This window comes from Alloalcanivorax venustensis ISO4, from assembly GCF_015356855.1.
GTDB lineage: Bacteria > Pseudomonadota > Gammaproteobacteria > Pseudomonadales > Alcanivoracaceae > Alloalcanivorax > Alloalcanivorax venustensis.
This window is the reverse complement of the sequence record NZ_ARXR01000025.1, coordinates 1-24,371: the sequence shown is the minus strand read 5'-3', so window position 1 is coordinate 24,371 and position 24,371 is coordinate 1. Positions and strand designations below refer to the sequence as shown.

The 24,371-nt window shown below is 62.6% G+C and carries 26 protein-coding genes and 1 pseudogene; 18 read left to right on the top strand and 9 right to left on the bottom strand.

Features of this window, described 5'->3' with window-relative positions; all coding sequences use genetic code 11:
• Positions 1 to 30 precede the first annotated feature (30 nt).
• From ISO4_RS12845 to ISO4_RS17345, 13 genes are all read left to right on the top strand, one after another.
• Positions 31 to 876, top strand: a complete 846-nt coding sequence (locus ISO4_RS12845) for an esterase/lipase family protein (protein ID WP_194856493.1) — start codon at positions 31 to 33, stop codon at positions 874 to 876.
• 164 nt (positions 877 to 1,040) lie between these two features.
• The gene (locus tag ISO4_RS12840; protein WP_194856492.1) at positions 1,041 to 4,094 is read left to right on the top strand and encodes an Ig-like domain-containing protein; all 3,054 of its coding nucleotides are present in this window, start codon (positions 1,041 to 1,043) and stop codon (positions 4,092 to 4,094) included.
• Positions 4,095 to 4,177: 83 nt separating this feature from the next.
• Positions 4,178 to 4,627 (top strand): OsmC family protein, encoded by a 450-nt coding sequence (locus ISO4_RS12835; RefSeq protein ID WP_194856491.1) that lies wholly within the window; start codon positions 4,178 to 4,180, stop codon positions 4,625 to 4,627.
• Between the two features lie 104 nt (positions 4,628 to 4,731).
• Complete coding sequence (locus ISO4_RS12830) at positions 4,732 to 5,871, top strand: acyl-CoA dehydrogenase family protein (protein ID WP_194856490.1); 1,140 nt, start codon at positions 4,732 to 4,734, stop codon at positions 5,869 to 5,871.
• A 223-nt stretch (positions 5,872 to 6,094) separates the two neighbouring features.
• A complete protein-coding gene (locus ISO4_RS12825) occupies positions 6,095 to 6,703 on the top strand; it encodes a class I SAM-dependent methyltransferase (RefSeq protein WP_194856489.1) in 609 nt (202 codons plus the stop codon).
• 31 nt (positions 6,704 to 6,734) lie between these two features.
• Entirely contained in the window at positions 6,735 to 7,322 is a 588-nt protein-coding gene (locus tag ISO4_RS12820; RefSeq protein WP_194856488.1) for a hypothetical protein, read from the top strand.
• 142 nt (positions 7,323 to 7,464) lie between these two features.
• Positions 7,465 to 8,550: a DUF4236 domain-containing protein gene (locus tag ISO4_RS12815; protein ID WP_194856487.1), complete on the top strand. Its 1,086-nt coding sequence runs from the start codon at positions 7,465 to 7,467 to the stop codon at positions 8,548 to 8,550.
• A gap of 108 nt (positions 8,551 to 8,658) precedes the next feature.
• Positions 8,659 to 9,114 carry a hypothetical protein gene (locus tag ISO4_RS12810; protein WP_194856486.1) on the top strand — a complete coding sequence of 152 codons (456 nt, stop codon included), beginning with the start codon at positions 8,659 to 8,661 and terminating at the stop codon, positions 9,112 to 9,114.
• Positions 9,115 to 9,201: 87 nt separating this feature from the next.
• Positions 9,202 to 9,525: a VOC family protein gene (locus ISO4_RS12805; RefSeq protein WP_194856485.1), complete on the top strand. Its 324-nt coding sequence runs from the start codon at positions 9,202 to 9,204 to the stop codon at positions 9,523 to 9,525.
• A gap of 91 nt (positions 9,526 to 9,616) precedes the next feature.
• A complete protein-coding gene (locus ISO4_RS12800; RefSeq protein WP_194856484.1) occupies positions 9,617 to 9,895 on the top strand; it encodes an Imm32 family immunity protein in 279 nt (92 codons plus the stop codon).
• A 92-nt stretch (positions 9,896 to 9,987) separates the two neighbouring features.
• Positions 9,988 to 10,452 (top strand): GNAT family N-acetyltransferase, encoded by a 465-nt coding sequence (locus ISO4_RS12795; protein ID WP_194856483.1) that lies wholly within the window; start codon positions 9,988 to 9,990, stop codon positions 10,450 to 10,452.
• An 84-nt stretch (positions 10,453 to 10,536) separates the two neighbouring features.
• Positions 10,537 to 11,082: a nucleotidyltransferase family protein gene (locus tag ISO4_RS12790; RefSeq protein WP_194856482.1), complete on the top strand. Its 546-nt coding sequence runs from the start codon at positions 10,537 to 10,539 to the stop codon at positions 11,080 to 11,082.
• A 105-nt stretch (positions 11,083 to 11,187) separates the two neighbouring features.
• Complete coding sequence (locus tag ISO4_RS17345; RefSeq protein ID WP_456151258.1) at positions 11,188 to 11,577, top strand: GFA family protein; 390 nt, start codon at positions 11,188 to 11,190, stop codon at positions 11,575 to 11,577.
• Positions 11,578 to 11,645: 68 nt separating this feature from the next.
• Here the strand turns inward: ISO4_RS17345 and ISO4_RS12785 are convergent, their stop codons facing one another.
• Both ISO4_RS12785 and ISO4_RS12780 read right to left on the bottom strand, forming a co-directional pair.
• A complete protein-coding gene (locus ISO4_RS12785) occupies positions 11,646 to 12,005 on the bottom strand; it encodes a helix-turn-helix transcriptional regulator (protein ID WP_228548118.1) in 360 nt (119 codons plus the stop codon).
• Positions 12,006 to 12,049: 44 nt separating this feature from the next.
• Positions 12,050 to 12,475, bottom strand: coding sequence for a PaaI family thioesterase (locus ISO4_RS12780; RefSeq protein ID WP_228548117.1), 426 nt, complete (start codon positions 12,473 to 12,475; stop codon positions 12,050 to 12,052).
• A gap of 53 nt (positions 12,476 to 12,528) precedes the next feature.
• On the opposite strand from ISO4_RS12780, the gene ISO4_RS12775 reads away from it, so the two are divergent.
• Positions 12,529 to 13,125 (top strand): TetR/AcrR family transcriptional regulator, encoded by a 597-nt coding sequence (locus ISO4_RS12775; RefSeq protein ID WP_194856481.1) that lies wholly within the window; start codon positions 12,529 to 12,531, stop codon positions 13,123 to 13,125.
• Positions 13,126 to 13,132: 7 nt separating this feature from the next.
• Here ISO4_RS12775 and ISO4_RS12770 read toward each other — a convergent pair whose 3' ends face one another.
• Positions 13,133 to 13,798, bottom strand: coding sequence for a GntR family transcriptional regulator (locus tag ISO4_RS12770; RefSeq protein ID WP_194856480.1), 666 nt, complete (start codon positions 13,796 to 13,798; stop codon positions 13,133 to 13,135).
• A 206-nt stretch (positions 13,799 to 14,004) separates the two neighbouring features.
• On the opposite strand from ISO4_RS12770, the gene ISO4_RS12765 reads away from it, so the two are divergent.
• The gene (locus ISO4_RS12765) at positions 14,005 to 15,153 is read left to right on the top strand and encodes an alkane 1-monooxygenase (protein WP_142947881.1); all 1,149 of its coding nucleotides are present in this window, start codon (positions 14,005 to 14,007) and stop codon (positions 15,151 to 15,153) included.
• A 79-nt stretch (positions 15,154 to 15,232) separates the two neighbouring features.
• Here the strand turns inward: ISO4_RS12765 and ISO4_RS12760 are convergent, their stop codons facing one another.
• Positions 15,233 to 16,033, bottom strand: a complete 801-nt coding sequence (locus ISO4_RS12760; RefSeq protein WP_194856479.1) for a crotonase/enoyl-CoA hydratase family protein — start codon at positions 16,031 to 16,033, stop codon at positions 15,233 to 15,235.
• Positions 16,034 to 16,095: 62 nt separating this feature from the next.
• Here ISO4_RS12760 and ISO4_RS12755 point away from each other — a divergent pair, with 62 nt between their 5' ends.
• Entirely contained in the window at positions 16,096 to 17,133 is a 1,038-nt protein-coding gene (locus ISO4_RS12755) for an amidohydrolase family protein (protein ID WP_194856478.1), read from the top strand.
• Position 17,134: 1 nt separating this feature from the next.
• Here ISO4_RS12755 and ISO4_RS12750 read toward each other — a convergent pair whose 3' ends face one another.
• The 5 genes from ISO4_RS12750 to def are packed head-to-tail and all read right to left on the bottom strand — an operon-like array spanning position 17,135 to position 22,758.
• The gene (locus ISO4_RS12750; RefSeq protein WP_194856477.1) at positions 17,135 to 18,586 is read right to left on the bottom strand and encodes a TrkH family potassium uptake protein; all 1,452 of its coding nucleotides are present in this window, start codon (positions 18,584 to 18,586) and stop codon (positions 17,135 to 17,137) included.
• A gap of 12 nt (positions 18,587 to 18,598) precedes the next feature.
• Entirely contained in the window at positions 18,599 to 19,975 is a 1,377-nt protein-coding gene (gene trkA, locus ISO4_RS12745) for a Trk system potassium transporter TrkA (protein ID WP_142947877.1), read from the bottom strand.
• Complete coding sequence (gene rsmB / locus ISO4_RS12740) at positions 19,972 to 21,306, bottom strand: 16S rRNA (cytosine(967)-C(5))-methyltransferase RsmB (protein ID WP_228548116.1); 1,335 nt, start codon at positions 21,304 to 21,306, stop codon at positions 19,972 to 19,974. Before rsmB ends, trkA begins: the two co-directional genes overlap by 4 nt.
• On the bottom strand, positions 21,299 to 22,243 hold the full coding sequence (gene fmt, locus ISO4_RS12735; RefSeq protein WP_194856476.1) for a methionyl-tRNA formyltransferase: 945 nt from the start codon (positions 22,241 to 22,243) through the stop codon (positions 21,299 to 21,301). The genes rsmB and fmt overlap by 8 nt, the downstream gene beginning before the upstream one ends.
• Positions 22,244 to 22,251: 8 nt before the next feature.
• Entirely contained in the window at positions 22,252 to 22,758 is a 507-nt protein-coding gene (gene def, locus ISO4_RS12730) for a peptide deformylase (RefSeq protein WP_142947875.1), read from the bottom strand.
• A 152-nt stretch (positions 22,759 to 22,910) separates the two neighbouring features.
• On the opposite strand from def, the gene ISO4_RS12725 reads away from it, so the two are divergent.
• Both ISO4_RS12725 and ISO4_RS12720 read left to right on the top strand, forming a co-directional pair.
• Complete coding sequence (locus ISO4_RS12725; protein WP_194856475.1) at positions 22,911 to 23,984, top strand: LysM peptidoglycan-binding domain-containing protein; 1,074 nt, start codon at positions 22,911 to 22,913, stop codon at positions 23,982 to 23,984.
• A 45-nt stretch (positions 23,985 to 24,029) separates the two neighbouring features.
• Positions 24,030 to 24,371, top strand: a pseudogene (locus ISO4_RS12720) (DNA-protecting protein DprA); the annotation flags it as partial.

Genomic DNA, 24,371 nt, shown 5'->3' with positions numbered 1-24,371 from the left:
GCACGACCCCGGGGACCAGGGAGCACGACGATGATTTGGATTCTTTCGCTGATTCTGGTGGTGGTGATACTGATCCCCACCTATGTAACGCTGGCGTTCTATCTGGTCTGGCATTACGACCGGCGTAACTTCCAGGCGCCCCCGGCGGAGGGCGAGCGCGACCCGTTGCGCGGTAGCGCGGTGGCCCGGGCGATTCTGGTGGAAGCGGCCAGCCTCACCTTCCTCAGCGGCACCTATCCATTGCGTCTGCTCCACGACGCCTCGCCCAAGCGGGCGCGCGCCTGCGATCACCGCCCGGTGATCCTGGTGCACGGCTACGGCGGCAACAGCGCCAACTTTCTGTGGATGCAGTGGCGGCTGCGGCGCCAGGGCTTCCGCAACGTCTACGCGGTGAGCTACACGCCGCCGCACATCAACGCCCGCAAGCTCGCCGCCCAGGTCGCCCGCCACGTGGAAAATGTGCTGGCGCGCACCGGCGCCGAGCAAGTGGACCTGGTGTGCCACTCCATGGGCGGACCGCTGACCCGCTATGCCCTGAAGAACCTGGGCCTGGCCGGCAAGGTGAACAAGGTGATCACTCTGGGCAGCCCCCACTACGGCACCCGCATTTCCTCGCTGTTCCCGGCCCGGGGCGCGGCCGCGCAGATGCGTTACCGCAGCCCCTTCCTCGAGGAACTGGCGGAAGGCGGCCAGTGCCCGGGCGAGGCACGCTTCTATTGCCTCTACTCAGAGCTGGACAACTTCGTGATGCCCGCCTCCACCGCCACCCTGGCGGACGCGGAGGAGAACCTGCACCTGCCCTACCTGGGCCATTGCGCTTTGCTCTACAGCCCGCGGGTGGCGCGGGCCGTGTGCGAGCGCCTGAAGGCGGATTAAGGGGCATCACCGGGCGGAGAATGTGAAATCGAGCACGGCGCGTTGACTTTTACTGGCCAATAATTGGTACGATAGTACAATATAGTACAGACGTACCATTCAGGCTCAGTAAAACAATAACGCGCCGGTCGCCCCATCGGCCCGGCCCATGGAGAAGGACGCCCATGCGCTCGATTCGATTCGCCCCGCTTTTCCCGCTGATGATGCTCTGCCTGGCCGGGCTGACCGCCTGCGGCGGTGCCGAAGAAGGGCCCACCAACCACCTCGGCGCGGCCCCGGCGGAAGTCTTTTACAGCTACCCCCATGACGGCCAGCGCCGGGTGTCCCCGGCCAGCCCGGTGGTGCTGCGGTTTTCTCATCCGCTTACCGGCGGCGCCGATGGCGTGCGGCTCAGCGACGCCGACGGCAACAGCGTGGCCCTGGCCGCCCCGGAGCCGGTGGACGGCGGGCTGGGCCTGCTGGTGCGCCCGGCGCAGGGCGACCTGCGCCCGGGCACCCGCTACCGGCTGACGCTGGACGGCCTGGAGACCGAGGCCGGCCCGCTGGCCTTCCCCGACGGCGCGCTCACCTTCGAAACCCGCTTGGCCTCGGGCGGCGCCAATGGGCAGCGGGGCTTTGATACCGTGCTGCGGCTGCGCGAGGTGCTGCCGGACGGCGACGACCTGCCGTTCATGGACTTCTCCACCCTGCGTTTGCGCTTCAACCAGATGCTGGACACGGACACCCTGACCTACGGGGAATCCATCTCGCTGACCCGGGACGGCGAGCTGGTGCCGGCGATCATGCTCGCCAAAGGCGACGCCGTCACCCTGGACCCGCGACAGGACCTGCAGCCCGGAGAGCGCTACACCCTTACTCTGGGGCCGTCGATCCGCGGCTTCCAGGGCGCCGCCCTGGCCGGCGGCGGGCTGCAGCGCAGCTGGGTGGCGCGGGATTCCCGGCCGCGCACGGTGATGGTCCAGGAGACGCCGCCGGCGTCCGGCCGTGGCGACGACCCCTGCGCCGACCCGGATGGCCGCCGCTCCAGGCTCACCGGCCAGGCGATGAACTGCGTGCCCATTGAGGCGGTGCTGCTGGGCGACGGCGACGCCACCCAGCAGAGCGGCAATGTGTTCACCGAACTGGCGTTCCTGCCGCACTACCCGGACGTGTCGCCGCTGCGCATCCCGCGCGGCAGCCTGCTCACCGGCAGCAACGTTAAAGTGAAGGTGGCCGGCGCGGTGCCGGCGGGCATCGAAACCGGCGACATCGCCGTGACGTTTTTGTCCGACGCCAGCGGCTACCTGCTGCCCAACCCGTTCAGCCGGCGCCCGGAGGCGCCGCGCCAGGTGCGTCTGTTCATGGACGTGGCGATGACGGCGGAAAACCCGGAAGCCAACGGCGCGCTCAGCCAGACCCTGCTGCAGGTGGAGCTGGTGGGTGTCGCCAAGGTGGAGGGCCAGCGCCTGGTGATCGACGCCCTGGGCGTGGTCGAGCCGGAAGTGCTCGGCCAGGAAACCGCCTTCGGCCTGCTCAGCCTGCACACCGAATCCTACCCGGACCAGAACAACGCCCCGGCGCCGATACCGGACACCCGCGCGCCCTTCCTGCAATCCACCATGCCGATGGCGGAGGACGGCCTGGCCGCCACGGTGCAGCCCGGCGACGCCCTGGTGATGAATTTCAGCGAGCCGCTGGACCCGGAGAGCCTGGAGCAGGCGCTGTCGCTCACCCGCGAGGGCGTCGACGAGCCGTTCGACTGGTCGCTGGACGGCGCCTCGGTGGTGGTGCGCCCGCACCGGCCGCTGCAACCCGGCGACCGCTACACCCTGGCGGTGAGCGACCGCGCCACCGACCTGGCCGAGCCCGCCAACCCGGTGCAGCCGGCCAGCCGCACCTTCCGGCTGCCGGCCCTGGTCGGCGACCCGGTGGCGCCGGTGCTGATCACCACCTACCCCGGCTTCCCCTGCGCCGTGGACAAGGCCAGCTGGCATATCGCCGAAGGCGACCATGGCCGCTGCCGAGGCGGGCGCGACGACGACGACCATCTGCCGGTGCCCACGTTGCCCGCCGACCGGCCGATCCGGGTCACGGTGTCCCAGGATATCGACCCCGCCTCGGTGCAGCTTGGTGAGACCTGCGGCAGCGGCAGCTTCCGCGTCGAGCGGGTGGCCGTGGACGGCGACGGCAACCCGGTGGCCATCCCGGACGGCGACAAGCGCAAGTACCAGTGCGACGCGGCCGTGCCCGGCCGTCTGAATGTCGAGGCCCGCACCCTCACCTTCATCCCCGACCAGCCCTGGGAAGACGGCGCCGCCTACCGCTACACCCTGCAATCGGTGAACCGCGCCTCCGGGCAGCAACCGGACGACTGTGTCTCCGGCGAAGCGATCTGCTCGCAAGCCGGCAAGCGCCTGCAGACCGCCCTGCTGGAAGGCCCGGAACCGGACTGGGGCGGCCCGGACCTGGAGATCCATTTCCGCGGCGCGCCGGTCACCGACAGCGTGTTCCAGGCGCTCAACAACCTGCCCACCGCGGACGTCAACGCCAACGGCTTCTTCGACGACGGCGAACCCGGCTACGGCGACGGCGAGCCGGCGGTCAACACCACCCGCCTGGAAGTGCTCGGCGGCAGCACCCTGACCCAGAACCCGCGCCTCGCCTGCGACACGCCGGAGCGCTGTGATATTCAGGTGGTGGGCGCGCTCAACTCCGAAGTGATCGGCCCCGGCGAATACGACGACCCGCGCACCGAGCAGCAGGAACGCCTGCCGGCGGTACGCGTGGGGCTCTACCCCACGCAGATCCTCGCCTCCTCGGTGACGGTGAAAGCGGATGTGCTGATCGAAGGCGGCATCCCCATCGAAAGCCCCACCGGCACCCAGGTGATGCGCATGCGCCACCCCGAGGACGGCGGCCTGATCCCCGGCTGGATCGTCGCCACCGACCAGGGCCCGGAATTCCGCGCCGACGTGGACCTCTACCTGGATGCGCCCTACCTGGAGGCGCCGCTGGGCGGCCAGCACAACCAGCACAGCTACCCGCTGACCATGGAACTCACCGGCCCGGTGACCTTCCTGCCCAACGGGCGCATGGTGATCAACCAGGTGAACGGCAACGTGATTCCGATCTCCGTGGAGCTCACCGAGCTGCTCGGCTTCTTGGGCGCCAGCATCCATCTACAGATCCCCGCCGGCGCGGTGAAACTTCAGTACCTGGGGGTGCCGCTCAAACGCTGAGCGGCATTATTGATCCTGCTCAATATTGCCCCCGGCGCGCTTCGGTAGCATGGTATAAGGACAACACGCAGAAGGAGTCCACCATGAGTGAATATGGCGCCACCGTTGCCTGGCACTTGCCGCCGCAGGCCAGCTTCGACTACGAAACCTTCGACCGCTCCCATGAATGGACCTTCGCCGGCGGCGAGGTGGTGCAGGCTTCCGGCTCACCGGAATACTTCGGCACCGCCTCGCGGGTAAACCCGGACGAAGCGGTGATCGCCGCCACAGCCAGCTGCCACATGCTCACCTTCCTGTCGATCGCCGCCAAGCAGCGCCTGCGCGTGCTCAGCTATGTGGACCGGCCGCACGGCGTGGTGGAGAAGAACGCCGAAGGCCGCTTCGCGATCACCCGCATCAACCTGCGCCCCAAGGTGGTGTTCGAGGAAGACATCGATCCCGCCGCGCTGGCCAAGCTCCACGACAGCGCCCACCGCAACTGCTTCGTCGCCAACTCCCTGCGCTCGGAAGTCACCGTCGAGCCGGAATCCTGAGTTGCGGCCCGGGAACGCCGTGACCGGCCGGCCACGGCCGGACGGCGACCCCCGGGGCGGGAGCGGTTAAAATACCCTTTTGTGTCCAGCCAAAAGGGTCAGTCATGCTCGATCAGAACGAAATCGATCTGTTCCGCGATAACGTCCGCAAATTCCTCGAGAAGGAAGTGGCGCCCCACTACGACCAGTGGGAAAAGGACGAAAAACTCCCCCGCGACCTCTGGAACCGCATGGGCGAAAACGGCCTGCTGTGCGTTGACGTCCCGGAACAATACGGCGGTTTCGGCGCGGACTTCCGCCTCTCCGCGATCATGGTGGAAGAAGCCTCGCGCATGGGCTTCGGCGCCCTGGCCTCCAACCTGTCCGTGCACTCGGACATCGTCGCGCCCTACATCCTCCACCTGGGCACCGAAGAGCAGAAACAGACCTGGCTGCCGAAGATGGTCAGCGGTGAAGCCGTGGGCGCCATCGGCATGACCGAGCCCGGCGCCGGCTCCGACCTGCAGGGCATGAAGACCCGCGCCGAAAAAGACGGCGACGGCTACGTGATCAACGGCCAGAAAACCTTCATCACCAACGGCCAGCACTGCGACGTCATCGTGCTCGCCACCAAAACCGACCCCAACGCCGGCGCCAAGGGCATGACCCTGTTCACCGTCGACACCAGCCTGCCCGGCTTCGCCCGCGGCCGGAACCTGGAAAAGATGGGCCACCACGCCGCCGACACCTCCGAGTTGTTCTTCGAGAACGTCAAGGTCGGCGCCGACCAGATCCTCGGCGGGGAAGGGCGCGGCTTCGCCAACCTGATGAACGAACTGCCCCGCGAACGCCTGATCCTGGCGCTCGGCGCCGTTGCCGCCTGCGAAGGCATGATCGAGCGCACCATTGCCTACACCCAGGAACGCCAGGCCTTCGGCCAGTCGATCAGCAAATTCCAGAACACCCGCTTCGTACTCGCCGACCTGCACGCCCAGGTGCAGGTCAACAAAGCGTTCTGCGAACAATCCATTGAGCAGTACGACCGCGGGGAACTCAGCACCACCAACGCCTCCATCGCCAAGCTCACCACCACCGAGCTGCAAGGCAAGGTGGCCGACCAGTGCCTGCAGCTCTTCGGCGGCTACGGCTACATGCAGGAATACCCGATCTCCCGCGACTTCGTCGACGCGCGCATCCAGCGCATTTACGGCGGCACCAGTGAGATCATGAAGGAGATTATTGCTCGGGATATTTTGGGGCGGTGATCAGCCGGGGCTTGCTGACTGCAAGCCTCAGCTTCCTTCGTATCAGGGACGCGGCTTTGGCCGCGTTTTTTGTGTTTGTGCGCCAGTGTTCTGTGTGGTTTGTCACGCTCAAAAATTTCTGCTTCTATTTCAGACAGTTGAAAGCAGGTTTACAGGATATGACGCGCGCGTCTTTATCCAATGGACGAGCGCGCGGCCTAATACCTGTTAAGTGGAGAATTCGATGCTCCAAGGCAGTTGGGATAAGGTCGCCAGCGACGTCGATTTCAACCTGGAAATTGATCTAGCGCGATTTCTGGACTTGATCAGCCGAAAAGCTAAGGTGCTAGACTTTGGGTGTGGATATGGGCGGATTTCCAACGAACTTACTGAGTCCGGGTACACTGATGTAATGGGCGTTGATCCTTCCTGCGCAATGATCGAACGTGGAAGGAAGGCGTTTCCTGGGTTGCCTCTCCTGCATTTGGATGGGATGGACCTTCCGTTCGGCGAGAATGCATTCGATGCCGTCGTCATTTGCGCGGTACTTACGTGCATTCCTTCACTTGATGAACGGGGTAGAGTGGCTGCGGAAATAACCCGTGTGTTGAAGCCAGGCGGGGCCGTTCATATATCGGAGTTCTGTTCGGAAGAAAGTAAGAGCTTTATTTCCGGCCTCGGTTTACCAATGCGGTACAGTAGCCCGGAAGAGCTCCGCGATCTATTCGCTAGTTTTTCCTGCTTTCACGATGAGGTTGTGAGTGCAGCTACTATGAGTGGTGATTCCACGTCCAGCTACCGCGCGTTCATCCGAAAGCCACTTAACAAAGCAATGCACGCGACAAGCGCGTGATTGCGGGCGTTATAAATACCAGGGAGAAAGCATGGAACCAATCTCCGTTGCCACGGCTTTTGCTTCTGTTGTCGGGTTGTTAGGGCAATTCCAGGCGAGCCGTGGAAGTGCTGACCAAGCTGATTTCAACGAGTTTTTGCAGTGGCTTGTGGATAGCAACCATGAAGAGGTCAAATCTCTTATCGAGAGCAACACCAAGACAGCTATTGGGATCAAAGCACTTCTAAATCAAAATCATGATGTCTTGCTCCAAAAACTGGATGCTCTCGATTCCGCGCTTTCATCATTTGGAAGTCTTATTCCTGGATTTTCGGACATCAGTAGTGGTCTGTATCCCAGTGGAAGCCAACTGTCCGAGCAGGCCAAAGAAATCCTATCTCAGTTTCAGAGTTCGGGTGCTAGCAAAATTCTTGAACTCCGCACCTTTGATGGCGTCGAGCTTATGTATCTCGACGGGAATGAGCGAGAGATGAAAATATCGGACCCTCGTTTTCTCGAAGACGACCTCAAGACTTTGGTTGAGCTCGGTTTGTTGCGCCATGACTTTAATGGAAAAGGCGACAATCTATATATTTTCACTCGCACAGCCTCGGAGCTTGTGCTCTCGGCCAACTTATAACAAGGTGCAGCAGTTCGCGGCCGATGGCCTCTGGACGCCCTTTCCGTGGCTCCTTTGTTGCCACTCCAAGGTCGCCGCTGTGCTTCAGCGTTAGGTGGCAGGTAAGCTAGGTGCCAAGAATATGGGAAAGGGGGCGAATAGAATGGCTTGGTATCTGAGAAAATCAGTTTCAGTTGGCCCGATCAGATTGAACCTATCCAAGAGCGGCGTTGGTGCCTCGGTCGGAGTTACAGGATTTCGTATCGGCATGCGACCGGATGGGTCCTCATATGTGCACGCAGGTCGGCATGGCTTGTATATGCGCGAGGAGCTTGGAGGCCGTCGAGGTGGGAACCAGCCAGTCCCTTCTCAACCTGTCGAACTGCCTCCGACCCAAAAATTTGATGCGGTAAGTACGCGCGATTTAACGAGTCCTGAGAGACAAGAGCTGATTGATCGTCTTAACAAGTCCTACAAGGATTTCAGGCTCGACTATCTGGTTTTCGTGGTTGCAGTCGTAGCGTTCGGAGTCGCCTGGTTCAATGAGAGTCAGCTTGGAATGGCCATCGCTGGCGGAGTTGGTGTCGTCCTTGGTATAGCGGCGTCAATATTCGAATCACGTCGTCGAACGGTCAAAATATTCTACGATTTCGAGGCAGATGATACGTCCTCATTTTCCAAGCTGGTACAGGCAGTAAATTACCTCGCTGAATGTAAGCGACTTTGGGCCTACGTTGATTCTCGCGATTTAACGTCTGCTCATGAGTCAAAAATCAATGCGGGTGCGTCCAGCCTCATAAACAGAGAGGCTGCTGCGGTTGGTACCGGAACACCGCCTTGGGTCGAAACCAACGTAACTATTCCTACGCTGAAGGCAAGGGGCGTCACTGCGTATTTTATGCCCGATTGCATATTGGTTTATGACAGCTCTGGGGTTGGTTGCGTCGAACACGCATCACTCTCTTTTTCCGCAAGTAAAGAGCGCTTCATCGAAGATGGGCCGGTTCCGTCGGATTCGAACGTAGTCGATACCACTTGGAAATATGCTAACAAGCGTGGTGGCCCAGATCGCCGTTTCAAAGACAATAAGGAAATTCCGATCTGTCTGTATGGAAAGTTGGATCTAAGTACTTCTGCAGGGCTTTTGTGTCATCTGCAAACATCCAAAAACGACGCGCCACAAAGCTTCTCAAGGCAGTATTCGGCATACCTAAGGATCATCGGTATTGGTCGTGCAGCTGCCACCTAACAAATCGCTGAAGGTGACGTTTGACCCGCCGCCAATTTTTGCTGCCGCAAAAACGGCTGTCGGCTCAAACGCACCTGAGCTCAGGCGTTAGCCTCTTAGGGAGATATTGTGCCTGTATCAAATGCTTTGATTTACAAGCAGATATCCGAGGAGGCGTATGTGAAAATGGTCGAGGCCTCAAAGGCAGGCAGAAGGCCCAAAGACGACGGTTCCGAAGGCTTTATTCTTGCATTCGATCCGAGTCATGCCTCGTTCAAACAGTCGATGATTGTGGTAGTTTTTACAGGCATGTGGCTCGAAGCTGTGCTCCACCAACTCATAGTTTCAAAGCACGGAGAGAAAACGTTCAAGCAATACGACTTTAAGCCGTATCGCGAAAAGCTAACTTTGCTTGGCGTATCCGATGCGGTGTTATTGAACGATGTAGATGATTTCAAAGCTACTAGGAAAGAGCTAGTTCACGAAAAGGCCTATTTTGATTCAGGTGAGATTAAAACTGCCCAAACTGAGGCAGAGCTAGCTCACAGGATCATGGAACGCATTTCAGGTGAATTCGGGTGCTAAGGCTAACAATGCGCTGTTGCCGGACAAATGTTTCGCTGCGCTACACATCTGCCGCAAAGCGCGGCGTTATGGTCTTCAGGGTGAACAATGAAAATCAACCTGCTCGTCCTGCGCTGTAAAGAATTGGAAGCGAGTAAGCAGTTTTATGAACTGCTAGGGTTCAACTTCGTCAAGGAGAGGCACGGCGACGGGCCTACGCACTACGCTTCGCAAGATGCAGGTTTTGTTTTTGAGCTTTATCCATTGTGGAAGAACGAGACATTGGAAAATTCCAGAGTCGGTTTTTCATTAAATGGTATACAGCAGGTTCTCTCCCATGTGAAGACTGTCAGTCGGCATGAATTCAACGGCAGGCAGATCTACATTGTTGAAGACCCTGATGGGAGAAAGGTCGAGCTTAGTGAGCGATGACCATAACAATGCGCTGCACACGGCTGCCCTTGTCGTTGCGTCGCTGCGTCAATGTCACCGGTACGCTCAGCGTTACGTTTTACGAGGAAGTATGGACGATTATCTCCTAACATTCGAAACTGACGAGGAAGGTGAACAGGTTTTCGTTCATGGCAATCCGGCAGGGCTGGAGTATTTGGCGAAGCAGCTTCTCGAAATAGCCGCAAAAGCGAAAGCTGGCGAGTTTCCCCATGACCATTACTTTACCGAGGAATGGGGCGGCAACGAATTGTCATCTGAACAGCAGTCTGAAAAATACAGGCTTGTACATCACGTCAAGGTCTATGGCTGGCCCACGGTTAAGGGTGGCAAACCGTACTCGAGGAAATAGCGAGTCATTCTGGTTGGTTGGGGCCCTAAAGGATCGCCGTCGGACGCCCTTATCAGGGCGCCTCGAGATACTGTCGTTAAGGGGTAAGGACTGTGGAAATTCTTCCGCTGGCTGACAAGAAAGAATTCATTGCGGAGTTGGCCGAGCTTCATCATGCGGAGTGGAAGCATCTGAACCCGTCGCTGACTCTGGAGGGCCGGGCCGCAGCGATCGCCGAGGCCGCGGGACGAGAGGGTATCCCTTCGATATTTATCGGGGTGTTTGGGAATCAGCTTGTTGGCTCGGCTGCTCTAGTAGAGAGCGACATGGATACCAAAACGGATTTAACGCCTTGGCTAGCCGCCGTTTATGTGAAAGAGGCCTTTCGGCACCAAGGCGTAGCAACCGACCTGATCGCTCGATGCGAAACTGAGGCGGCTTGCTCGAACGCTAAGACTTGGTACCTCTACACCGAGTCCGCCTCGAGACTTTATGAAAAACTCGGCTGGCTTCATCTGGAGCGATGCGACTATAAGGGTGTGACGGTTGATGTCATGTACAAGAAGATCACCTCTTAAAAAGCACAGTCTCAGCGGCGACCTTTCCCGTACGGCCGCGGCTCGACCATAAGGCCGCTCGTGCTGTGGGCGTTAGGCATCGAAATGGATAACAGTGCACAGATCAAGAAATGGATATCGGAAGACGCCATGCGAATGCAGGCACTTGTCATTGCAAGTTCGCTGGGGTTGAGTGATTGGTTCCTTGCCGCTGGGTTCGTTCGCAACCTGGCGTGGGATAAAGTTCATGGGTATAGCCGCGCCACAGCTCTGAATGACATCGATTTGATCTACTTTGATCCGGACAAGGCAAGCGAGGAAGCGGACAAGGACATAGAGAGTCGGCTCAAAGCGATCTCCGACTTTCCATGGTCGGTAAAGAACCAGGCGAGAATGCATAAACGGAATTCAGATCGTCCGTATGCTTCAACTGAAGATGCTATGAGCTACTGGGTGGAAGTGGAAACGGCAGTTGGTGCCACCCTGAATGAAAGTGACGATATAGAAATCGTCGCACCGTTTGGTATTGATGTGCTTTTCGAATACACGATTACTCCGAATCGAAAGAGGCCGAAGCCAGAGGTATTCGCTCAACGCCTGCAAGAAAAAAGGTGGCTCGAAATTTGGCCCAATTTGGTGGTAAATGCCTAACTTTAGGTTAAGTGCTCTCCCTACACTCGCTTTGCTTCGTGGAGCCACTTAACCGTATCAGTAACTGCTGCCGTAATCGTATCTACAAGTATAAGGTTGTGTGCTGTGAAGACGTATCAGGGTTCATGCCATTGCGGAAGAATCCGGTTTGAAGTGGATGCGGACATTGATCATGTGCGTTCTTGCGATTGTTCCGTCTGCCAGCGGAGAGGTGCACTGAATCATCGCGTAGCGAAAGATTCGCTGCGCCTACTGGTTCCGTGGAGCGATTTGACGTTGTACCAATGGGGCTCGCGAACCGCGAAGGACTACTTCTGCCCGGTGTGCGGAATCCTGCCCTTCAGACGACCGAGTGACCCGACTGCGCAGGAGCTGCGCGAGGGCGTCGAGCCCTTCGACGGTTGGGCGGTCAATGCAAGGTGTCTGGAAGGGCTCGACCTTGACGCCATTCCCGTAAAAAAAATTTATGGCAGCAGAATTGAACATGATGTCTAGCGGTTGCTCGCAGTCGACTTGCACAACCTGGCCGGTTGAAGTGTAACGGTCTCAATCGGACTTAGAGCCTATGCCGCTTGGGGTTTTCCTGACGAAATAACTTTGCCAACTTCTTCTGACGAAGCGCCAAGCACCAGTAAAGCTCGCATGAGTAAATCGATAGAAACGCCGGGGTCCCCTGCTTCCATCTTGGCGACTCGAGACTGGCTGGATTGGATCAGCTTGGCGAGCTCGACTTGGCTCAGATCTTTCTTACGCCGATTTTCTTTGAGAGCGTGGCTGAGAGCCAGCTTCATTCCAAGGTAGGCGGACTCCTCAGGAGTAAGCCCCAGGAACTCATCGGCATCACCAACTTTCCAGCCGCCTTTCTCCACCTTCTTACGCTTATTGGCATGCATCATGTCGATAAAATATGTCATATCCGACATAACATCAAATGACCTGAGGCCTGGGACGTACTGCTCGGACGCACTCAACCCGTAGCGGTCGCCGGCGCCATGATGGTGCCCTGAGCCACCGCGCACAGGGTTTCCGAGCCGTCCTCGGCCACCGAGAACAGGTCGCAGCGGCACACCGCCGCCTGGCGGCCTGAGCTTTCCACCCGGGCGCGGGCCACCAGGGTGTCGCCCTGGGCCGCCTTCGTGTAGTTGATTTTGAACTCCAGAGTCAGGCCGTCGCCGTACAAGGAGCCGCCGGCGAACGTCAGGGCGTTATCGGCGAGATAGCTGAGTATGCCACCGTGGGGGCGGCCGTGTTGCTGCAGGAACTCCGGGCGCAGGGCCAGGGAAAGCTGGGCCTCCCCTTCCACGAAACGATCCAGGCGCGCGCCCAGGAAGCGGCTGAACGGCTGCGCCGCCAGGACGCGCTCGCCGAGGGCCTGCATGTCTTGCGGTGTCATGGCGACTCCTCCAGAATGGCAATTAGAATATAATTCTAGAATAAGGTTCTAGTATGAGCGAAGCAAGTCCAGCGCGGCCCCGCGCCGGCGCCCGGGAGCGTGTACTGGCGGCGGCACTGGCCTGCGCCACCGAAAGCGGGATGGATGCGGTCACCATCGATGCGATCCGTGCCCGCAGTGGTGTCAGCGTGGGTAGCCTTTATCACCACTTCGGCGACAAGCAGGGTGTGTTCGCCGCCCTGTTCGTGGCCGGGGTGGAGCATTTCGGCGAGATCGCGATGGCCGCCATGGCCAAGGGGGATTCCGCCGAGGCGGGCTTGCGTGCGCTGGTGGAGGATTATCTGGACTGGATCGTGGCGCACCCGGACTGGGCGCGTTTCCTGCTCGCTGCTCGCCCGCGCCTGGAGAGCGCGGCCGGGCCTTTACTGCGCGACGCCAACGGCCTCTACTTCACGGCCCTTCGGGACTGGCTGAAACGCTGGCCGGAGACCCGCCATCTGGCGGGACGTCCCGCTCTAGTGCTGGCCCTGGTGTTCGGTCCGGTGGATTACTTGGTTCGGCCCTGGCTGGACGGGCTGATGCCGGCCAGTCCCCTGGAGCATCGGGACGGGTTGGCGGACGCCGCGGTGCGGGCGTTACTGGGCGGGTAAGAGTGGGTCAGGCCGCATCCCGCTTAGCAATAGCCCGCAGCACCAGCCGGCACTGGTTGTCGCCGTACTCGCGGATGTCGGCGGCGGCTTGCTCGGCGTTGCGGGCGAGCACGTTTTCCAGCAGCCGCTGGAAGATCTTCAGTGACATGTCGAATTCGGTGGTGTCTTCCTGCAGGGCGATGAACGAGAAGCGCTTGAGCAGGGGCACCAGGTCTTCGATGTCGTCGGCCAGGTAGCGGTTGCGGGCGAAGCGGGCGGTGGCCATCTCCACGAAGCGGAAGGCGACCTGGTGGGCGCCGGGCATGTCGGCGTTGCGGTAGTGGCGCTCCAGCTCGGGCAGCATCATGGCCAGATCCTCGATCTCGCCGGGTTTCCAGTCCCGGGCGGCCTGGGCGGCCAGGTGGGAGAGCAGCAGAAACAGGAAGTTATACAGGTCGCGGACCTCGCTTTCCGTGACCTCGCACACCCGCGCACCCCGGCGCGGTTGAAGCCGGATCAGGTGACGCTTTTCCAGCAGTCTGAAGGCCTCTCGAAGTGAGTTAGTGCTCACATCCAGCTCTTTGGCGAGCTCCGCTTCCGGCAGCTTTTCGCCGGGCGCGAGGTCGCCGCGCACGATGCGCTCGCTCAGGTGTTCGGCGATCTGTTCACTGAGACTCACTGCTTTCAGCGACATGGGGCTCCTCCGGGTTCTGGCGGCTATTATCCGCGCACTTTCCTTCTGTGTCACGAATTGAGTTGTTTGACAATTCAAGAATTGCTGTTAATGTTGCCATCGAAGAATGACAAAGTAATGGCTGAGTCGGCTGGATCCGTCCGCTCGACCGCCTGCTGGCTAAAGACAGAGCCTGGCGAGGACCACGGCCAGGGAGGAGACGAACCATGTTCGCGAAAATGCATTCCGATACGATGCTGAAGCTTAAGAAGTGGGGTTATCTGGCCTTCTGGGCGGCGGTGCTGCCGTTGCTGCCCATGAGCGCCTTCATCGGCCGCGAGTCCGGCACCCAGGACTATTGGGCCTGGTTCCTGTATTTCGTGGTGTTCGGCATCATTCCGGTGCTCGATTACATCATCGGCAAGGACCCGTCCAACCCGGACGAGCACCAGCAGGTGCCTTCCATGAGCCAGGAGCGCATCTACACCAGCGCGCTGTTCCTGATGGGCTTTATCTGGCTGGGCGTGCTGTTCTTCTCCGGCTGGGTGTTCGTGAACAACGATTACTCCCTCCTCGGCCAGCTGGGCTGGATTGTCTCCATCGGCACCGTGGGCGGCATCATCGCCATCAACCTGGGCCATGAGTTCGTGCACAAGGACCCCAAGCTGGAAAACTGGATGGGCGGCCTGCTGCTGTCCTCGGTCACCTACGCCGGCTTCAAGGTGGAGCACGTCCGTGGCCACCACGTGCATGTGTCCACCCCGGAAGATGCGTCCTCGTCCCAGTACAACCAGGGCCTGTACGAGTTCCTGCCGCGCGCCTTCAAGCACAACTTCCTGAACGCCTGGAAGCTGGAGAAGCAGTATCTGGAGCGCAAGGGTAAGAAGAACTTCAGCCGCCACAACGAGCTGATCTGGTGGTACTCGATCTCCGCGCTGTTCGCGGTGGCCTTCGGTCTCGCGTTCGGCTGGATGGGCGTGCTGTTCTTCCTGGCGCAGAGCTTCGTGGCCGCCTTTACCCTGGAAGTGATCAACTACATCGAGCACTACGGCCTGCACCGCCGGGTCACCGACAAGGGCCGCTACGAGCGGGTGACCCCGGCGCACAGCTGGAACTCCAACTACCTGCTTACCAATCTGGCGTTGTTCCAGCTGCAGCGTCACAGCGACCACCACGCCTACGCCAAGCGCCGCTATCAGGTGCTGCGTCACTACGAAGAGAGCCCGCAGCTGCCGGGCGGTTACGCCGCCATGTACGTGCTGGCGCTGGTGCCGCCGCTGTGGAAGAAAGTGATGAACCCCCGTGTGGAAGCCTACTACGAGGGGGAGATGGACCAGCTGTTCCGTGGCGAACGACGGGTCAACAACATCGCCTGATTTTTGCTCGGGATGAGCGATTCGACCCCTTTTGCCCCGCTACCCCGCGGGGCTTTTTTTGGGGTTCCCTTTAGCGCCTTCAGTCGCCGGTGAAGTCCGGCGCGCGCTTGTCGATAAAGGCCTGCACCGCTTCCTGGTGGTCTGAGGTGGAATGGGCCAGCGCCTGCATGGCGGCGGACATTTCCAGCAGGGCGTCCAGGCGCAGGGAGCGCCCGGCCCACAGCAGCCGCTTGGTCATGCGCACCGCCTGGGTGGGGTTCACGGCGATGCGTTGAGCCAGGGCGCGGGCTTCGTCGAGAAGCTGGTCGTCCGGCACCACCCGGGACACCAGGCCGCAGGCCAGCGCTTCGTCCGCTTTAACGCGGTCGCCGGTGAGCGCCATTTCCGCCGCCTTGGAAAAGCCCACCACCCGCTGCAGCAGCCAGGCGCCGCCGTCGCCGGGAATGATGCCCAGCTTCACGAAGCTCTCCGCGAACCAGGCGCTTTCGCCGGCGATGCGCAGGTCGCACATGCAGGCCAGGTCGCAGCCGGCGCCCACCGCCGGGCCGTTCACCGCCGCGATCACCGGCACTTCCAGCTTCTCGAACGCCAGCGGAATGCGCTGGATGCCCTGTTTGTAGTTGAGCCGGGTCTTGGCCGGGCGGGCGTCGTTGAGGCCGCCGGCGGCGCCCATCTTCTTGACGTTGCCGCCGCTGGAGAAGGCGCTGCCGGCGCCGGTGAGGATCGCCACGCGGGCGTCCGGGTCGGTTTCCAGCCGCTCCAGCGCCGTCAACAGTGCCTCGATCATGTCGTCGTCGGAGATCGGGTTGCGGGTCTCAGGGCTGTTGAGAGTGAGGGTGACGATGCCGTCTTGGTTTTGATAGCGGACCAGTTCGCTCATGGGAACTCCATGCTAGTGTTGGATAGGTAAATAATAACGACCCATCGGGAGAGCCTAATTCAATGACCAGGGAAACGTCTTCATCCTCCACCGGCCGGGTGATCCTGCCCGCCCCGGATCTCGACTGGCTGGCCCTGCATCAGGAGCCGATTCTGGAACCGGAGCGGGCCATCATCGACCCGCACCATCATCTTTGGGACGCGCCCCGCCCGCGCTATCTGCGCGATGACATCGAACAGGATCTGGCCGCCGGCCACGACGTGCGCGCCACGGTGTTTGTGGAGTGTTCCGAAGGGTACTACAGCGACGGCGAGGAGGCGCTGCGCCCGGTGGGCGAAACCGTGTTCGCCGAGGGCGTGGCCGCCGCCACCGGCGGGCGGGTGTGCACCGGCATCGTCGGCTACACGGACCTGCGCCAGGGCGCGGCGGTGAAAGGCGTGCTGGAGGCCCACCTGGAAGCCGGGAAGGGCCGCTTCCGGGGCATTCGCCAGTCCAGCGTCTGGGACCCGGACCCCAACATCCGCACCACCCGCCGGGTGCTGCCGGCGGGCCTGCTGCTGGACCAGGAGCTGCGACGTGGTTTCGCCGAGCTGGCGCCGCTGGGGCTGAGCTTTGACTGCTGGAATTACTTTCATCAGATCGACGATCTCACCGACCTGGCGCGGGCCTTTCCGGAAACTAATATCGCGCTGGACCATGTCGGCGGCGTGCTGGGCGTGGGCGATTACGCCGGCCGGGGCGAGCAGGTGTTCAGTGAGTGGCGCCGCGCCATCGAGGCGCTGGCCGCCTGCCCCAATGTGTCGGTGAAGCTGGGCGGGCTGGGCATGCACAGCTGCGGCTTCGAGCTGGATCAACGGCCCCGGCCGCCCTCTTCCCGGGAGCTGGCCGACCTGTGGCGGCCCTGGTTCCAGGTCTGCGTGGACGCCTTCGGCGTGGAGCGCGCCATGTTCGAGAGCAATTTCCCGGTGGACCAGCTGTCCTGTTCCTACGCGGTGCTGTGGAACGCCTTTAAACGGCTGGCCGGGGCGTGCTCCGAGGCGGAGAAGCAGGCGCTGTTTTACGACACCGCGAAGCGGGTCTACCGGCTCGACGTGCCCTGAGCTACTGGCGCCAGAACAGCGGCGTGAACAGCACCAGGAAGGTGAAGATCTCCAGGCGGCCGAGCAGCATCAAAACGGTCATCATCCACTTGGCTTCGTCGGTGATGTTGGCGAAGCCGCCGCCCACCTGGCCGATGCCCACGCCCAGGTTGTTGATCGACGCGGCCACCGCGCTCACCGCGGTGGTCAGGTCCATGCCGGTCATGGTGAACAGCAGGGTAAAGATTACCGACAGGGTGATGTACACGCCGACGAACCCCCACACCGCCTGCAGCACCCGGTCGTTGACCACATGCTTGCCGAAGCGCAGCGCGAACACCCCGTTGGGGTAAATCAGCCGGCGCAGCTCGCGGATGCTGTGCCGGAACACCAGCGCGGCGCGCACCACTTTCATGCCCGCCGCCGTGGAGCCGGCGCAGCCGCCGATAAAACTGGTGAACACCAGCAGCAACGGGATATACCCCGGCCAGGCCGCCGCGTTGGTGCTGGTCAGGCCGGTGCCGGTGCCGAACGACGCCACCTGGAAGGCCGCGTGGCGAGTGGCTTCCCCGGGGGCCTCGTGAATCCCGAACACCAGCAGGCCGCCGCCCACCATCAGCATGTAGAGCAGCATCAGGCCAAGGAAGAAGCGGCACTCCGGATCGCGCATGTAGGCGAGCAGGGTTTTGCCGCGCCACACCGCGAAATGCAGGGCGAAACTGATGCCCCCAATCAACATGAACGCCGTGGCGATAATGTCGATGGGCGTGCTGTTCCAGTACGCCATGGAGGCGTCATGGGTGGAGAAGCCGCCGGTGGAGACGGTGCTGAAGCTGTGACAGATAGCGTCGAACAGCGTCATGCCGGCCAGCCAGTAGGCCAGCGCGCAGGCGATGGTGATGGCGAGATACACGTACCACAGGGCCTTGGCGGTCTCGGCGATGCGCGGCGTCAGCTTGGACTCCTTCATCGGGCCGGGAATCTCCGCCTTGTACAGCTGCATGCCGCCAATGCCCAGCATCGGCAGAATCGCCACCGCCAGCACGATAACGCCCATGCCGCCCAGCCACTGCAGTTGCTGGCGGTAAAACAACATCGACTTGGGCAGCTCGTCGAGCCCGGACAGCACCGTGGCGCCGGTGGTGGTGAGGCCGGACACGGATTCGAACACCGCGTCGGTGAAGCCCACCGGCACCGCCTCGGAAATCAACATCGGCAGCGCGCCGATCACCCCCAGCACCGACCAGAACAGGGTCACCACCAGGAAACCGTCGCGCACTTGCAGCTCCGCCCGTTGGCGGAAGAACGGCAGCCACAGGGCCAGACCCAGCAGCATGGAGATCGAGAACGACACCAGGAAGGGGCCTTCGCTGCCGTCCCGGTACAGGTAGGCCACCGCCACCGGCGGCATCATGGTGAAGCTGAAGACCACCAGCAGCAGGCCCAGAATCTTCGAGATCAGCGCGAAGTGCATGGGCAGGGTCCCCTAGAAGAACGTGAAACCAACTTGGAACAGTTTTTCCACGTCCCGAATGCGGCGTTTGTCGATCAGGAACAGAATCACGTGGTCGTCCGGCTCGATGACGATGTCGTCATGGGCGATCAGCACCTTCTCGCCGCGCACCACGGCGCCGATGGTGGTGCCCTCGGGCAGGTCGATGTCCTCGATGGCGCGGCCCACCACCTTGGAGGATTTGGCGTCGCCGTGGGCGATCGCCTCGATGGCCTCGGCGGCGCCCCGGCGCAGGGAGTAGACGTTGACCACGTCGCCGCGCCGCACATGGGTGAGCAGGCTGCCGATGGTGGACTGCTGCGGCGAGATGGCGATGTCGATGTCGTGGCCCTGCACCAGATCCACATAGGCCGGGTTGGCGATCAGCGTCATCACCTTGCGCGCGCCAAGGCGCTTGGCCAGCAGCGAGGCCATGATGTTGGCCTCGTCGTCGTTGGTCAGCGCGCAGAACACGTCGGTGTTCTCGATGTTGGCCTTGAGCAGCTCGTCGCGGTCGGTGGCCAGGCCCTGCAGCACCACGGTGTGGCCCAGCCGCTCGCCGAGCCATTCGGCCCGCTGCGGCGAGCGCTCGATGATTTTCACGTTGTAGCGGTGCTGGATGCTCTTCGCCAGCCGGTAGCCGATGTTGCCGCCGCCGGCGATCAGCACCCGCTTATAGTTGTGCTCCAGGCGGCGCAGCTCGCTCATCACCGCGCGGATGTCGTTCTTGGCGGCGATGAAGAACACTTCGTCGTCCGCTTCGATGACGGTGTTGCCCTCGGGAATGATCGGCCGGTTGCGCCGGAAGATCGCCGCCACCCGGGTGTCCACGTTGGGCATGTGCTTGCGCAGCTCGCGCAGTTCGTTGCCCACCAGCGGGCCCCCGTAATAGGCGCGCACCGCCACCAGCTGCACGCGGCCGGTGGCGAAGTTGACCACCTGCAGGGCGCCGGGGTGCTCGATCAGCCGCTTGATGTAGTCGGTGACCACCTGCTCCGGGCTGATGATCACGTCGATGGGAATGGCGTTTTCGTTGAACAGCTTGTCCGCGCGGCTGGTGTAGTGGGCGGTGCGGATACGGGCGATCTTGGTGGGGGTGCGAAACAGCGTGTAGGCCACCTGGCAGGCGACCATGTTGACCTCGTCGGAGTTGGTCACGGCGATCAGCATGTCGGCGTCTTCGGCTCCGGCTTCCTTGAGCACCCAGGGATAGCAGCCCATGCCGAGCACGGTGCCAATGTCCAGACGGTCCCCCAGTTCCCGCAAGCGTTCGCCGTCGATGTCGATGACGGTGATGTCGTTGCGTTCCCCCGCCAGGTTCTCCGCCAGGGTGCCGCCCACCTGGCCGGCACCGAGAATGATGATCTTCATGATCGCTGGTCGGTCACCTTGTTGTCGTCGGCCGCCCCGCGTTTATGCAGGCAGGCCAGATAAAAGCCGTCGGGCCCGTTATCCCGTGTCAGCAGTTGCCATCCCGCCGCCACCGGGGCGGCGTCGGCCGGCCGCTCGGTGCGGTCCTCGGCGTCGTCGGTGCGCGCCAGGAAGTCCGCGATCTGGCGGTCGTTCTCATCGCGCAGCACCGAGCAGGTGGCGTACACCAGCCGGCCGCCGGGGCGCAGAAGCGGCCATAGTGCATCCAGCATGCGCGCTTGTAAATCCACCAAGGGTGGCAGGTCGGTGCGCCGGCGGTGCCATTTCACGTCCGGCTGGCGGCGCAAAATACCGCTGGCGGAACAGGGCGCGTCGAGCAGGATGGCGTCGAAGGGTTCGCCGTCCCACCAGGCGGCCGGCTCGGCGGCGTCGCCCTGTACCAGCTCCGCTTCCGCGCCGATGCGTCGCAGGGCGTTGCGCACCCGGTCCAGGCGGCGCGCGGACAGGTCCAGGGCGGTAACCCGGGCACCGGGGAAGGCTTCCAGAATCTGGCCGGTCTTGCCGCCGGGGGCGGCGCAGGCGTCCAGCACCCGGCCGCCGTCCGGCGCCGCCAGCTGTTCCACCGGCAGCTGGGCGGCCTCGTCCTGCACCGAGAAGCCGCCGCTGTCGAAACCGGGCAGCTGCGACACCGGGCGCGGCGGCGACAGGTAAAGGCTCCACGGCGACAGATCGCCGGGGCGGGCGCCGTCGCCGAGCGCGGCCAGAGCCTGTTCGCGACTCTGCTGGCGACGGTTTACGCGCAGGGTGAACGGCGGCGGCGCCAGGGCCGCCCGGGCCAGGTCGTCGGCCTGTTCCGGCCAGTCCTGCTGGAACGACCGCCACAGCCAGCCGGGCAGTGAATAGCGCACCGCCGGATCGTAGTCGGCGAACACCCGCGCCGGGTCCAGGCCGTCGGCCTTGCGCAGCAGGGCGTTGATCAGGCCGCTGGCCCAGCCCGCTTTCAACTGGCGGCAGAGCTCCGGGTAGGCGTTCACCACCGCGTGGGCCGGGCGCTCCGTGAACCACAGTTCATAGAGACCGCACAGCACCGCCAGGCGCACCGCCTGGGCCTTGGGTTTGAGGGGCTTGTCGAGCTGGCCGTTGAGCCACTGGTTGAGCGGCCGCAGGTGGCGGCAGACGCCGAAGCAGAGGTCGCGCATCAGGCCGCCGGCGGCGCCGTCGGGCACGCCCCGGGCAAGCACTTCGCGGAGGCTGGCGCCGTCCCCCTCGCCGGGCAGTACCCGCTCCAGGGCGCGCACCGCCGCCAGCCGGGGATCCGGCGCCTTACTCAAGGGTGGCCCCCGGCTGGAACAGCTCCGGGTGGCCGCGTCGTACCTCGGCCACGGTCATGGGGCGTTTGCCGGGCAGCTGTACCCGACTCAAGAGAACGGCGCCGTCGCCGCAGGCCACAGTCAGGCCGTCGTCGCTGACGGTGACGATGCGGCCGGGTTCCGGTTCGCCGGTGTCGGGCACTTCCTCGGCGTCCCAGATCCGCAGGGGCTGGCCGTCGAAGTCCACCCAGGCCACCGGCCAGGGATTGAAGGCGCGCACCCGGTTGACCAGCGCGGCGCCGGGCAGGCGGAAGTCCAGCCGGGCGCCGGCCTTGGTGAGTTTGGAGGCGTAGGTGACGCCGTCCTCCGGCTGCGGCCGGGCCTTTTCCAGGTAGCCGGGCAGATCCTCGAGCACGGTGCCCAGCAGGCGGGCGCCCTGCTCGGCCAGGCGGTCGTGCAGCTCGCCGCCGGTCTCGCGGGCGCCGATGGTCAGCGACTCGCTGAGCAGCATCGGGCCGGTGTCCAGGCCGGCGTCCATCTGCATGATGGTGGTGCCGGTTTCCCGGTCGCCGGCCTGAATCGCCCACTGGATCGGGGCGGCGCCGCGCCAGCGCGGCAGCAGCGAGCCGTGCACGTTGACGCAGCCGAGCCGGGGCAGGGCCAGCACCGCGCGGGGGATGATCAGGCCGTAGGCCACCACGATCAGCGCGTCCAGCGCCAGATCGCGCAGCTGGTTCTGAATCTCGTCGGTTTTGAGGGTGTCCGGCTGCAGCACCGGCAGGTCGTGTGCCAGGGCCAGTTTTTTCACCGGCCCGGGCTGCACTTTCTTACCGCGGCCGGCGCCGCGATCCGGCTGGGTGAGCACCGCGGCAACGGTGTGCGGGCCGTCGAGCAGCGCTTGCAGGCTGACGGCGGCGAAGTCCGGGGTGCCGGCGAAGGCAAGGCGAAGCGGTTTCAAATCAGTTCTCAGGCCTGTTGGCGGTGTACTTTCTGAAGCTTCTTCTTGATCCGATCACGCTTCAGGCGGGACACATAGTCGACAAAGAGCTTGCCGTTGAGGTGGTCGATCTCATGCTGAATGCAGGTGGCCAGCAGCCCGTCGGTCTCGATCTCGAACGGCTCGCCATTGCGATCCAGGGCGTTGATGCGCACCCGCGAGGGGCGCTCCACCTTCTCGTAGAAGCCGGGCACCGACAGACAGCCCTCTTCATAGGGGGCCAGATCCTCGGTGAGGGGCGTGATCTCCGGGTTGATGAACACCTGCGGCTGGTCACGGGTCTCCGACACGTCGATCACCAGAACCCGCTTGTGCACGTTCACCTGGGACGCCGCCAGCCCGATTCCCGACGCCTCGTACATGGTTTCAATCATGTCGTCGATCAGTTTGCGAAGCGCGTCATCCACCGTCTCGACCGGTTTTGCTACCGTGCGAAGGCGTGGGTCTGGGAATTCGAGTATCTCAAGCTTGGCCATGGGGCTCCTGAGTTTTCAAACACTTGGGAAGGTGCTTTAAAGTCGGTTGCTAAATATATGATAGCGTTGCTAATATCCAAAAACGACTGTGCTCGATCCGGGGGTGTGTTCGCCGTTCCGCGGACACCAATAATGATAAAAGGAATCCGCTGATGATGAAATCGCTGCAGCGAATCCTGTACGTGGGGTTGCTGGTGGTGACGTCCGCCGTCATGGCCGACACCATCGCGCTACGAGACGACCATCCTAATGTGTATTACGTCAAAAAGGGCGACACCCTTTGGGACATCAGCGGTCGTTTTCTCGAGAACCCCTGGCAGTGGCCGGAACTCTGGCACGACAACCCGGATATCGACAACCCGCATTTGATCTATCCCGGCGATGAAATCCGCCTATTCTGGCAGGATGGCGAGCCGCGCCTGACGGTTAACCGGGATAACGTGAAGCGCACCAAACTCTCCGACGGCACCGTCAAGCTGACCCCCCGCGTCCGCGAAGTGGACCGCGACAGCGCCATCCCCGCGATTCCCATGAGCGCCATCCAGAGCTACCTGAAGGACGCCCTGGTGATGGACCGCGACGAGATTCTCGCCGCCCCCTACCTGATCGGCGGCCAGGACCGCCGGGTGGTGTTCGGCATGGGCGACACCGTCTACGCCCGGGATCCGGAAGACCGCTTCGCCGACCTGCAGCGCCGCTACGGTATCTACCGGGTGGGCGAGGAATACGTGGACCCGGAGACCCAGGAAGTGCTCGGCTACGAAGCCCGCCGCATCGGTCTGGCCAGCGTCCGGGACCAGGAAGAGGACATGACCACCCTGGAAGTGATCCGCTCCTCCGAGGACGTGCGCGTGGACGACCGCCTGTTCCAGCAGCCGGACCGGGAAGTGCGCGCGGTGCTTTACCCCCATGCCCCCGACGAGAAAATCACCGGCAACATCATTCGTTTCTTCGACCGCATCAACAGCGTGGCGCGCAATGACGTGGTGGTGATCAACAAGGGCGAGCGCGAGGGCATGGAACCCGGCCATGTGCTGGAAATCTTCCAGCAGGGCGAGCTGGTGCGCGACCGCCAGCAGGATGAAATGGTGCGTCTGCCGCGCACCAAGGCCGGCACCCTGGTGCTGTTCCGGGTCCATGAAAAGGTCAGCTACGGCCTGATCATGGAGTCCACCCGGCCGATCTACATGCAGGACATCGTGGAGAGCCCGGAAGGCAGCTACTGATTCGATTCTGAAAACCGTCTAGCACGGCGCACAGGGAGGTGCGCGATGGATGCCCAACTCAAACGGCTGGTGCTGTGCGCCGCCTTTTCACCCTATTCGGCCCTCCTCGGCCGGATATTGCGTGAACACGCCCCCGACGATACCCCGCTGGACCGCTTCCGGTCCTGGCTGCCCAATAAAAACCGCTTGCCGGATCGGCGGCTGCGGCACCCGGAGGACCTGCACGGCCCTCTGACGGCCCTGTCGGGGCTCGGCTGGCGCTGGCTGGCCCTGGGCGACGACGACTACCCGCCGCTGCTGGCGGACCTGCCGGACGCGCCGGGGGTGCTGGCGGTCCGCGGTGACCCGGCGGTGCTCGCCGGCCCGCAGCTGGCCATGGTGGGCGCC

What these genes read in the sequence shown, in the direction of transcription:
- ISO4_RS12845 (WP_194856493.1), top strand. Translation starts at nt 31, where the DNA reads ATGATTTGGATTCTTTCGCTGATTCTGGTGGTGGTGATACTGATCCCC.
- ISO4_RS12840 (WP_194856492.1), top strand. Translation starts at nt 1,041, where the DNA reads ATGCGCTCGATTCGATTCGCCCCGCTTTTCCCGCTGATGATGCTCTGC.
- ISO4_RS12835 (WP_194856491.1), top strand. Translation starts at nt 4,178, where the DNA reads ATGAGTGAATATGGCGCCACCGTTGCCTGGCACTTGCCGCCGCAGGCC.
- ISO4_RS12830 (WP_194856490.1), top strand. Translation starts at nt 4,732, where the DNA reads ATGCTCGATCAGAACGAAATCGATCTGTTCCGCGATAACGTCCGCAAA.
- ISO4_RS12825 (WP_194856489.1), top strand. Translation starts at nt 6,095, where the DNA reads ATGCTCCAAGGCAGTTGGGATAAGGTCGCCAGCGACGTCGATTTCAAC.
- ISO4_RS12820 (WP_194856488.1), top strand. Translation starts at nt 6,735, where the DNA reads ATGGAACCAATCTCCGTTGCCACGGCTTTTGCTTCTGTTGTCGGGTTG.
- ISO4_RS12815 (WP_194856487.1), top strand. Translation starts at nt 7,465, where the DNA reads ATGGCTTGGTATCTGAGAAAATCAGTTTCAGTTGGCCCGATCAGATTG.
- ISO4_RS12805 (WP_194856485.1), top strand. Translation starts at nt 9,202, where the DNA reads ATGAAAATCAACCTGCTCGTCCTGCGCTGTAAAGAATTGGAAGCGAGT.
- ISO4_RS12800 (WP_194856484.1), top strand. Translation starts at nt 9,617, where the DNA reads ATGGACGATTATCTCCTAACATTCGAAACTGACGAGGAAGGTGAACAG.
- ISO4_RS12790 (WP_194856482.1), top strand. Translation starts at nt 10,537, where the DNA reads ATGGATAACAGTGCACAGATCAAGAAATGGATATCGGAAGACGCCATG.
- ISO4_RS12785 (WP_228548118.1), bottom strand. Translation starts at nt 12,005, where the DNA reads ATGTCGGATATGACATATTTTATCGACATGATGCATGCCAATAAGCGT.
- ISO4_RS12780 (WP_228548117.1), bottom strand. Translation starts at nt 12,475, where the DNA reads ATGACACCGCAAGACATGCAGGCCCTCGGCGAGCGCGTCCTGGCGGCG.
- ISO4_RS12775 (WP_194856481.1), top strand. Translation starts at nt 12,529, where the DNA reads ATGAGCGAAGCAAGTCCAGCGCGGCCCCGCGCCGGCGCCCGGGAGCGT.
- ISO4_RS12770 (WP_194856480.1), bottom strand. Translation starts at nt 13,798, where the DNA reads ATGTCGCTGAAAGCAGTGAGTCTCAGTGAACAGATCGCCGAACACCTG.
- ISO4_RS12765 (WP_142947881.1), top strand. Translation starts at nt 14,005, where the DNA reads ATGTTCGCGAAAATGCATTCCGATACGATGCTGAAGCTTAAGAAGTGG.
- ISO4_RS12760 (WP_194856479.1), bottom strand. Translation starts at nt 16,033, where the DNA reads ATGAGCGAACTGGTCCGCTATCAAAACCAAGACGGCATCGTCACCCTC.
- ISO4_RS12755 (WP_194856478.1), top strand. Translation starts at nt 16,096, where the DNA reads ATGACCAGGGAAACGTCTTCATCCTCCACCGGCCGGGTGATCCTGCCC.
- ISO4_RS12750 (WP_194856477.1), bottom strand. Translation starts at nt 18,586, where the DNA reads ATGCACTTCGCGCTGATCTCGAAGATTCTGGGCCTGCTGCTGGTGGTC.
- trkA (WP_142947877.1), bottom strand. Translation starts at nt 19,975, where the DNA reads ATGAAGATCATCATTCTCGGTGCCGGCCAGGTGGGCGGCACCCTGGCG.
- def (WP_142947875.1), bottom strand. Translation starts at nt 22,758, where the DNA reads ATGGCCAAGCTTGAGATACTCGAATTCCCAGACCCACGCCTTCGCACG.
- ISO4_RS12725 (WP_194856475.1), top strand. Translation starts at nt 22,911, where the DNA reads ATGATGAAATCGCTGCAGCGAATCCTGTACGTGGGGTTGCTGGTGGTG.